At 42.1% G+C, this 9,662-nt stretch carries 9 protein-coding genes; 4 read left to right on the top strand and 5 right to left on the bottom strand.

The features are described 5' to 3' along the window. The first annotated feature begins 210 nt into the window (after positions 1–210). On the top strand, positions 211–927 hold the full coding sequence (locus B9T16_RS21940; protein WP_410245759.1) for a serpin family protein: 717 nt from the start codon (positions 211–213) through the stop codon (positions 925–927). 437 nt (positions 928–1,364) lie between these two features. Here the strand turns inward: B9T16_RS21940 and B9T16_RS21945 are convergent, their stop codons facing one another. Continuing rightward, positions 1,365–2,282 carry a vitamin K epoxide reductase family protein gene (locus B9T16_RS21945; RefSeq protein WP_410245756.1) on the bottom strand — a complete coding sequence of 306 codons (918 nt, stop codon included), beginning with the start codon at positions 2,280–2,282 and terminating at the stop codon, positions 1,365–1,367. A 287-nt stretch (positions 2,283–2,569) separates the two neighbouring features. Here B9T16_RS21945 and dusB point away from each other — a divergent pair, with 287 nt between their 5' ends. Together dusB and argF are read left to right on the top strand one after the other, a co-directional pair. Then, positions 2,570–3,577 carry a tRNA dihydrouridine synthase DusB gene (gene dusB, locus B9T16_RS21950; RefSeq protein WP_317270047.1) on the top strand — a complete coding sequence of 336 codons (1,008 nt, stop codon included), beginning with the start codon at positions 2,570–2,572 and terminating at the stop codon, positions 3,575–3,577. A gap of 12 nt (positions 3,578–3,589) precedes the next feature. After that, entirely contained in the window at positions 3,590–4,513 is a 924-nt protein-coding gene (gene argF / locus B9T16_RS21955) for an ornithine carbamoyltransferase (protein ID WP_006616973.1), read from the top strand. Positions 4,514–4,723: 210 nt separating this feature from the next. Here argF and B9T16_RS21960 read toward each other — a convergent pair whose 3' ends face one another. Then, positions 4,724–4,897 (bottom strand): hypothetical protein, encoded by a 174-nt coding sequence (locus B9T16_RS21960; RefSeq protein ID WP_317270038.1) that lies wholly within the window; start codon positions 4,895–4,897, stop codon positions 4,724–4,726. Between the two features lie 614 nt (positions 4,898–5,511). Between B9T16_RS21960 and B9T16_RS21965 the strand changes: the two genes are divergently transcribed. Then, positions 5,512–6,378, top strand: a complete 867-nt coding sequence (locus B9T16_RS21965) for a pentapeptide repeat-containing protein (protein ID WP_006616972.1) — start codon at positions 5,512–5,514, stop codon at positions 6,376–6,378. A gap of 18 nt (positions 6,379–6,396) precedes the next feature. Here the strand turns inward: B9T16_RS21965 and B9T16_RS21970 are convergent, their stop codons facing one another. The 3 genes from B9T16_RS21970 to crtA are packed head-to-tail and all read right to left on the bottom strand — an operon-like array spanning position 6,397 to position 8,698. Beyond that, positions 6,397–7,137, bottom strand: coding sequence for an HpsJ family protein (locus B9T16_RS21970; protein ID WP_014275726.1), 741 nt, complete (start codon positions 7,135–7,137; stop codon positions 6,397–6,399). Positions 7,138–7,171: 34 nt separating this feature from the next. Continuing rightward, positions 7,172–7,828: a cyanoexosortase A system-associated protein gene (locus B9T16_RS21975; RefSeq protein ID WP_410245757.1), complete on the bottom strand. Its 657-nt coding sequence runs from the start codon at positions 7,826–7,828 to the stop codon at positions 7,172–7,174. Positions 7,829–7,831: 3 nt separating this feature from the next. Further along, complete coding sequence (gene crtA, locus B9T16_RS21980) at positions 7,832–8,698, bottom strand: cyanoexosortase A (RefSeq protein ID WP_410245758.1); 867 nt, start codon at positions 8,696–8,698, stop codon at positions 7,832–7,834. Positions 8,699–9,662: the final 964 nt, after the last annotated feature.

Below are 9,662 nucleotides of genomic sequence, written 5' to 3' on the forward strand. Positions count from 1 at the left end.
TGGGTAACTAGAGCATACCACAAAGGGAACAAAGTTTCTGGGGCGGCGTTGAAAGCAGCAAGGAATGCCACATCCAGGAAACTAGCTGAGACGCTTTTTAAGGCTCTGTGGGATATGCGGTAATAATCCCCATATAATGCTCATATCAAACTTGTACCCCGATCCAATTCCCTAGGTCGGGGTTTTTATTGGTGAAAGTTTGGGAATAAGATAGAAACTAATGGCAAAATTCCTCAGATTGTCGAAACTATCCCTAATCAAACTATTCTGTATCTAATTAATGCCATATATTTTAAGGGTATGTGGTCGGAACCATTTGACAAAGAACTCACCCAAGAACAGCCTTTTACCCTGATTGATGGTAGCACAAAACTCCATCCCCTCATGTTTCAATTTGGCAATTATCTGTATCTGGAAAACTCAGATTTTCAAGGCATTAGCCTTCCCTACGGTGATGATGCTAGATTTAGTTTATATGTATTTCTTCCCCGCGAAAATGTCAGCCTCGATCGCTTTTATACCCAGTTGAATGCTACCCAGTGGGAAGAATGGATTAAGCAAATGCGATCGCGACCAGGTTCTATCCAACTACCCCGGTTTAAACTTGAGTATGAAGTCGGTTTAAACGATAGCTTGAAATCCATGGGGATGGATATAGCTTTTGACCCTAATCAAGCTGATTTTTCTAATCTGACTTCAGATAATAATGTACGCATCTCTGAGGTTAAACATAAGACTTTTGTAGAGGTTAACGAGGAGGGAACCGAAGCAGCGGCGGTAACTTCAGTTACCGTAGTTACCGAAAGTACCCCCTCCATACCTGAACCATTTTCAATGGTGGTAAATCGTCCATTTTTTCTGGCTATTCGCGATAATCAAACCCGCACCATTTTATTTATGGGTTCTATTGTAAACCCAGGTTTATAGGTGCGTCATTTTTTAACCATCCGGTGATAATTGGGATTTAGGGGTTATATGGTAGACCCAGGTTATCGGTGCGTCAGTTTTTAAGAATCGGGTAATGATTAGGATTGACCTATTCTGACGCACCCTACTAAATGTCATTGATGGTAGTTATCGGTGCGTCAGTTTTTAAACCCAGGTTATCGGTGCGTCAGTTTTTAAGAATCGGGTAATGACTAGGATTGACCTATTCTGACGCACCCTACTAAATGTCATTGATGGTAGTCATAATCACAGGTGCGTCAGTTTTTAAGAATCGGGTAATGATTAGGATTGACCTATTCTGACGCACCCTACTAAATGTCATTGATGGTAGTCATAATCACAGGTGCGTCAGTTTTTAACCATCTGGTGATGATGGGGATTGACCTATTCTGATGCACCCGAAAAAGCTGCTTTTTTTAGGAATTACCAAAATTCCGGGAACCAGTGTAACCACTTAATTGTGCTAAACGTTCTAAAGAGATTAACCCCGGATGTAATTCACCGTTAATTTCCCAAGCTGGATATCCGGGAATACCCTTAGCTTGACACAGATCCGGTTGGGGGTTTTCTCCAGCGGGGTCGCATTCAATATAGGTAAGATAATTGATGGCTTGTTGACCAAATAACTGTTTTTGTTGTTGACAGAAATTACACCAGTAAGCACCATACATCACAGCACCCACATTAGTTAAATGTTGAGCCAGGGAGATATTATCTGGATTAGAAGCTGAGGTGATATTATAAGAATTTTGACTCCCATCACTGAGGGATGGATTTTTAATGGGAGCATAAATAGCCAGAGTGCTAATTATAGTCACCATAGCCACAATGACACCTAAAAAAACCAGTTGACCGATATCATCCCAATTACGGCCAATGATAGTTAATACCAATAGACTGAAAGAGGCGATCGCCGAACCTATACAAAACCAGCAAATCGATTGGATTTCAAAAGCCATGATATACATCAAATAGCTACTGAAAATAGCCATAGAACAGGCTCCTACAAACATCAGTAACCAGGTGTAATTTTCGGCTTTAGTCCGCAAATTTTTCTGAGTTTCTGAACTAATAAATAGTGGGATGACAGCCATAGCAATCATATAGACATAAGCCAGAAAACCAAACAAAGCCAGAGGTAAGCCAAAAACTTCCGCATAGGGACTATCTAGGACACTCTCACAGCCTTCTGTAGGACAGCTAGTGGGTCCTTGCTGTAGTGCTTGTATGGTTAGATAGGAAGTAATAGCAGCCCCAAAAGCACCAATTCCAGCAATAATCAAACGTGACTTTTGTTGAATCCACGGAGTTGAACGCTGACGCATCTGAATCATCTGTAATTTCTCCTAATTAGAGGTTCCAGGGAATGATGGCGGTATGGTAAACCACAAGATATAAAATTCTAACAATTAATTGTAACAATTGTGATGGTAATCTGGTATGGTGACTCCTCAAAGCATCAAAGTAGGGGTTGAGCCACGGGGTCTCATCTCTAACAGAAACCCCCTCCCGGTTGTCTGTGGCTGGCTGGTAAATTACTCCCCAAGGATTTATGAATGATGGCAGTTTATTATATATTGGTGTATAATGAAAGTTTGATTTCCTGAATTATATGCCGGCTATGTCTGCCCTATCTCCTGAATTAAAAGAACGGCTATCTTCACCCCTAAAGATTGGCAAATTTGAGGTAAACAGTAGGGTGTTACAATCGCCTCTGTCAGGGGTGACTGATTTGGTATTTCGGCGCTTGGTGAGGCGCTATGCYCCCAATTCGATGATGTATACAGAGATGGTACACGCTTCCCAAATTATTCATGTGCGGGAGTTACCAATTCTGATGGAAATTGACCCGGGAGAACGTCCGATTAGTATTCAATTATTTGATTGTCGCCCGGATTTTTTGGTGGAGGCGGCGCGAAAAGCTGTGGAAGAAGGGGCGGATACTATTGATGTGAATATGGGTTGTCCGGTGAATAAAATTACTAAAAATGGCGGCGGTTCTTCGCTGTTACGACAACCGGAAATCGCTGAGAAAATAGTGCGATCGCTTAACGAGGCTGTATCAGTTCCCATCACTGTCAAAACTCGCTTAGGTTGGGATGATGACGAAATCAATATCTTAGATTTTAGCAAACGCATGGAGGATGCGGGGGCGCAAATGTTGACTATTCACGGACGCACTCGCGCTCAGGGCTATACAGGGAAAGCTAACTGGGAATGGATCGCTAGGGTGAAGCAGAGTTTATCAATTCCAGTAATTGCTAATGGGGATATTGTCTCGGTGTCCTCGGCGGTTCAGTGTTTACAGGAAACTGGCGCTGATGGGGTTATGTGTTCTCGGGGAACTCTGGGTTATCCGTTTTTGGTGGGGGAAATTGATTATTTCCTGAAAACTGGCCAGATGAAGACAGCGCCCACAGTGGTTGAACGTTTAGAATGTGCGAAGGAACATTTACAAGCACTTTGGGTGTACAAAGGTCAGCGTGGTATTTATCAGTCTCGTAAACACATGACTTGGTATGCTAAAGGTTTCCCAGGAGCAAATGAACTGCGGGAACAACTGGCTAAAGTTGAGACGGTTGAGCAGGGATGTGATTTGCTTGATGGGGCGATCGCCATATTCAAATAATTAGGAGCAATTATGGAATCATTAAAAGGACGAGATTTGCTGAGTTTGGCTGATTTGACTGTGGCTGAATTGCACTCGGTGTTATCTTTGGGAATTCAGTTAAAGTCGGGAATGCGGAAACTACAACGACGGAAGGTTTTGGGGTTGATGTTTTCTAAGGCTTCGACTCGCACCCGTGTCAGTTTCTCGGTGGCTATGTATCAATTGGGGGGACATATAATTGATTTAAATCCTAGCGTCACTCAGGTGAGTCGGGGGGAACCTTTGGTTGATACGGCGCGGGTATTGGGTCGATATTTAGATGCGATCGCTATTCGGACTTTTGCACAAAAGGATTTGGAAACTTTTGCTAGTTATGCGGAAATTCCGGTAATTAATGCTCTCACAGATCGGGAGCATCCTTGTCAAGTTTTGGCGGATTTGATGACGGTTCAGGAATGTTTTAATCGCATGGCTGGACTGACTTTAACTTATTTTGGGGATGGGGCTAATAATATGGCTCATTCCCTGCTCTTGGGTTGTGCTATGGTGGGGATGAATATTAGAATTGCTACCCCCTCTCAGTATCCCCCAAATCCCGAAATTGTCGAACAGGCTAAGGCGATCGCTGCTGGTAAAACTGAGGTGATTATTACTGATGATCCGGCTGAAGCTGCCAAGGGATCTCATGTCTTATATACTGATGTTTGGGCGAGTATGGGTCAGGAGAGTGAGGCGGATGATCGTATTCCTTTATTTATGCCTTTTCAGGTCAATGAAAGTCTATTAGCTAAGGCTGATGATGATGCGATCGTTCTCCATTGTTTACCTGCTCATCGAGATGAGGAAATTACTGATGGGGTAATTGAAGGAGTGCGATCGCGGGTTTGGGACCAGGCGGAAAACCGAATGCACGCCCAAAAAGCATTATTAGCTAGTTTACTTTCTGATGATTAATTAACCCATACCTTCACATTAACCCGGTTTTTGGATGCACCCAATACCTGATTAACCGGGTTAATTATCTCAATAATTATGGGTAATTTTAGTGATGCTTAATGCAGCGCCATCAAGCTGATTTATCCCTGAACAAAATCAAAATCTCTGAGAGTTTATCTGGTCTGATTACTCATAATTCACTGAGTATAATTAACTGGTGATTAAATCCTAATCATCATCTGGGTCGCCCCAGTTTTCCGGGAATTTGCCGTTAGTGGTAACCCTTTTGAGAATTTTTTTGTCAACATAAAATCGCTTGGGAGGCGGTGGTTTTTTGGCTGGAGCGGGTTCGGTTCGCCATATTAATCCTAGTAGGATAACACCAATCAGAACAGCTTCCATATCTTGAAATTCCTCACAAAATGACGATGGAGAGTACCTGCTACCCACAGGCTATGCGATCGCTGGTAACCAAAGCCCCTGTAGGGTGACGCACCCCTCAGACTGCTATGGTTTTTCTGGATTTAACACCAGTCTAATCATCGATTTAGGCAATGTCAATAAAAAGTCCCACTTTTTAGGAAAAATTACCCAATTCCCTACCTGGTGCTGATTTAGCTATGGCTGCTACGGTTTAACCTGGTTGTTTGCTATGGTTAACATGAGTTTAAATTATATTAACAACTGTATAATCATGGCTGTAAGGATTAATTGAAGGTCAGCGATAGTAGCAATTATATCTGAGGTGATCATCATTCTCAAGGTAGATGTTTTTCGGGCCCTTATGGTGCTACACTCTATAGTGTGTAAATTAGATTATGAGGATAACTTAACACCACTGACAAAAATATTAAGTACATATACCATTTAGCTCAGGTGTAAATTAGATTGATATGGATCTCTATAGATATCTCCAACCATCTATAATTGATTTTTATATCAATAAAATTGATGATATGATCGCCTCAGATATGTTTTATAAATACAAATAATCCCAGAAATTGAGGGTGGTATATATGTCCAAATTAGCAACTTTTCAAATTCCTGAATATTCAGTAGAACCTACATGGGGGAGTGGCTTAACAGTGGTGAACCAGGAACAGTTAACCTGCTTGAGACGAGGAGTTGCCGTTTGGAATAAATGGCGAGAAGATTACCCAGAAGTGGACCCAGATATGATGAATGCTAACCTCAAAGGAATGTATCTCAAAGGGGTTGATTTTAGTGGTGCTAACCTGACAGATACGGATTTAAAAGGAGCCTATTGTTTAAGGGGAAGTTTCCCAAAGGTTGAGGGAGATCAAGCTCAGTTTGATGGGGCTTATTTGAAAGAGGCTGATTTTTCTGGAGCTTATTTACAGGGGTCGAGTTTTAAAGGTGCTGATTTGCGAAATGTAAATTTTACTAATGCTCATTTGGTGGGTGTAGATTTCCGAGGTGCGGATCTCCGGGGTGCTAATTTCAGTGGCGCAAACCTTTACCGATCGCAATTAATGGGAGCGATCGCCAGTGAAACTAAATGGTGTAAAGCTAATCTATTAACAGCTAATTTATTAGGTGCAGATTTACGGTCGGCTAACCTGGAAAATGCTAATTTAACTCGCGCCAACCTCGAAGAAGTAAATTTGTCCAATGCTTTAGCCTTCCATGCAAATTTTGAGCAGGCTACACTGACGGGAGTATGTATAGACCAATTAAAGATTAATAATCAGACTAATTTCCGGCGGGCTGTCTGTGATTTTGTTTATCTGAAGCCTGATAGACAGGGGCGTTATCCTTTCCCTTCTAATTATCAGTCTTTAGAAGAAGATGCGATCGCACTAATTTCTCGGATTTCCTCCAAGTTGATACCAATGCGATCGCCTAGTTCTTCCCCCGTTTAATAGTGGCTAAGTAGCTGCTTAAACTTTTTTCCTAGCCCAAGCAGTTCCTCTCCAAATAGTCACAAATAAGACACCGGAAACCAAAGCCCCTATATTCCACTTAACCGAATTTTTTAACAGGGTAATTCTGCGGTTTCTGCGGGTTTGTTCTGCTTCAATTTGAGTCCTTTGCGCCGTAGTAGACAGAAAACCAGAAAGCTCCTGTTTAATTTGGTTCACCTGTTCGCGGTTTTGAATCTCAGGAGAGCGTCCTTGGGTATCCAGACGGCTGAGAAGTTCCCGCATTTGGTCTTCTGATGTCGTCTGTTCTAACTGCTCCTGAACCGTTTGAATATCGGTGATGCGTTGTTCCACTTGACTATCAATTTGCTCACTGCTTTGTTGCTCAATTCTGAGAGTGTTGAAAATTCCTAGGGGAACCATTAAAATAAATAGTACACCTAACAGTAAAGAAAACCAAGAAATGAACATTAACAAAGGTTCTTCAAAGCGACCTCGTAAATTGCGTTCACCAAAGAAAATAAACACCAGAGAAATGAGAGGAACAGCAGACCTTTCCACAATCCCACCCATAGTTTGAAACTCCCAAACCGGGTTCATCAATTGAGGAGGAAGTATAATTGTCAGCAAATCTAACATTGATAAAAATAATAACCCGTAGCCCACCGATCGCAGGGGAGGAATGGTTTTTAACAGGTTAGAACTAAACTTCCAAAGTACCTCTACTTTATCATTCAGAGGCTGTTCAGATTGAGTCATAGGTTTAAAAGTTGTAAATTGAGAAGGGGTATAATCAGCGCTCAAGTTGAGGGAATCGAGGATGCCACCACTGATACCAAACTTGCCAAACTTCCTCTAAAATTGGGTAAGTTTCCTCAAAATAATTATCGGACATTGGCAGTGATAAATGAGACCACAAACAGCGGTGATCTCTGAGGGGTTCTTCTCCCATCAAAACTGGTATAATTCTGGACAACTGTAAGTCATAGGTATAGCGGTTTTGAATGAACTGTTCATAGGTGATAGCACTGGGACCTCTTGGATTAATACAAGAGCGAAGGTAGACACGGGAATTGTCAACCGAAAGGCTATAGGAACCTGTACTATTGGTGCGAGTTAGTGTCGGAAATTGTGCCGTAACAGAAGCATCCCTTGGATCGTACTGGCGAAACAGTTTCTCATTGGGATGGGGATGATCAACATATCGCATTTCTATCTGTAKAATTTTATCATTCTGCTGATAACGATAAATATTTCCCCAGGGTTCTGTCAGTGCTTCACTTTCCTGATGCTGCCATCCTGGTAAAGGGACGATCGCCGGAAAGGTAAAGAGTTCGACAACTTGCTCAGTAGTTTTATGGGGTTCTAGGATTGATTTTCCTAGAACTATAACTACTCCCCCAAATGTTAGCACAAGTAATGAAATTCGCACATTTTCCCAGATTTTCATAATTTATTGGCTGGGGGTATCTTGATTAGTTGGTGGTGTATCCTGTTTAATCATAAACCAACAAAAACAGCCAAACAATGCCACGGAAATCATCGAAAATATCAGAGAACCTTCTCCGACGTGCCAGTAATAAACTGCTGCGTGTTTGTGGGCATTAGCCAGCACAGCTAATAAGACAATCCGAAATCCATTGACTACAAAACTAATTAATACTGCTACCACCGGAATAATAATTTTTTTCCAGAGTCCTTCTAAGGGAAACATCACCATAAATAGCACTGATAATCCTAACAGGTAAAACATTCCTTCTAACCCGGAACATCCCATATTGACACTCACCCCTCCATCGGGCAGCATGACGTTAAATTGATCCAGAGAAACATCAGCCCCAGAGTACCATAAAATTAAGGTGGCAAATTTAGCAGTAATGCCTGAAATATCTACCAACGGCCAAATAAATACTTTGGGAACACCTAGAAAAAACAAGATTGTTAGTTCCCGCCAGTATTCCCGAAAGCCACTGAAACCGGAAGCTATTAAACTCCAGCCAATGGCTGATATAAATGGCGAAACTCCTAACCAGTTGGAAGTGGGACGGGTGGCACTTTTTAGCAAAACCATGGCAATTATTAGCATCCCTAATAAGGTGGCTAAGGGGCTGCTGGTTTGCTTGGCGAGTTCCTGGCGTTTATCCCATACTAAAGAAAAGGCAGATAACCAAAACATGAGACTTAATGCCAAAAAGCTGACGTTATTACGATGATAAATTAGGGTCAGGTGAATTGACATTAGACCTCCGGCGATCGCCATCAGCCAAAATTCTGACTGTTTCCAGGATTGAATTGACAAAAAATTAGGTGTGTTCATCATCAATTTTTTCCCAAATATTACTATGGTGAAATACTCTAGCCATTATCTATCGGATACTAGGACATTCATCAATGGGGGTAATTTCCTACAGATGTAGGTGTCTGGGTTGTCAATAATAGCCTAGCTAGATTATAGCTGGAAGGGGGGATTTATATAGCGATCGCCTGGAGAATATAATCTCTCAACAGATAACTATATGGCTGTAAGTCTCAAATACTAAATATTATTATAATTTTCTGATAATGTTGGTGCGAGACGTTCAGGCATGAAATAGGGTTGAGATACCCGAAATAACCTCCTGGTAGGAATTTCAGCCCCTTGGTTGAATATAAGGAGCTCGCTCCTGACCATCCCCATAACTGTTTATATGTCCCAACGTTTGGAAAGACAACCTTCCAAACAAGGCAGGGGACTCAAGGTCATAAACAAACTGTTTTGATTGGAGAGTGTAGACTCCATGATATAGCAGGGAGTAGAGAGTAACGGCGTTAGCCACCCCCAGTTTTGGAAATCATAACTCCAGGATTGAAGCGGGGAACGGAAGGCGTGAGGTAGAACTCACTACCAAGATGCGACCACTGCCAACCATCCATGATTAGGGAAACCGAATGTCTGGCTTGAACCACCGTCATCAGTAAGCAGCGAAATAGGTTGATACGCTGCGTTCAAAAGAACAAGGGGAAAAGAAGAGGTTTCGACACACCATCTTCACAGACTTTTAAAAGTACCCCGGTGGATAGGACAAATCTAACGATGGAATGCCCGTATAAACGGAACGTTGTAACCCCTCTAATGCTCTGCCCATAAATAAGTGAGCAATATTACTCACAGGCAGTAGTGAAAAATGTAAGCGTATGGTGCGAGACGTTCGGGTATGAAATAGGGCTGAAATGCCCGAAATCACTACCCGGTGAGGATTACAGCCCCGAATTTTGATATAAGGAGCGCACTCCTGACCATCCTC

The sequence above is a fragment of the Arthrospira sp. PCC 8006 genome (assembly GCF_046480465.1).
Classification (GTDB): Bacteria; Cyanobacteriota; Cyanobacteriia; order Cyanobacteriales; family Microcoleaceae; genus Limnospira; species Limnospira platensis.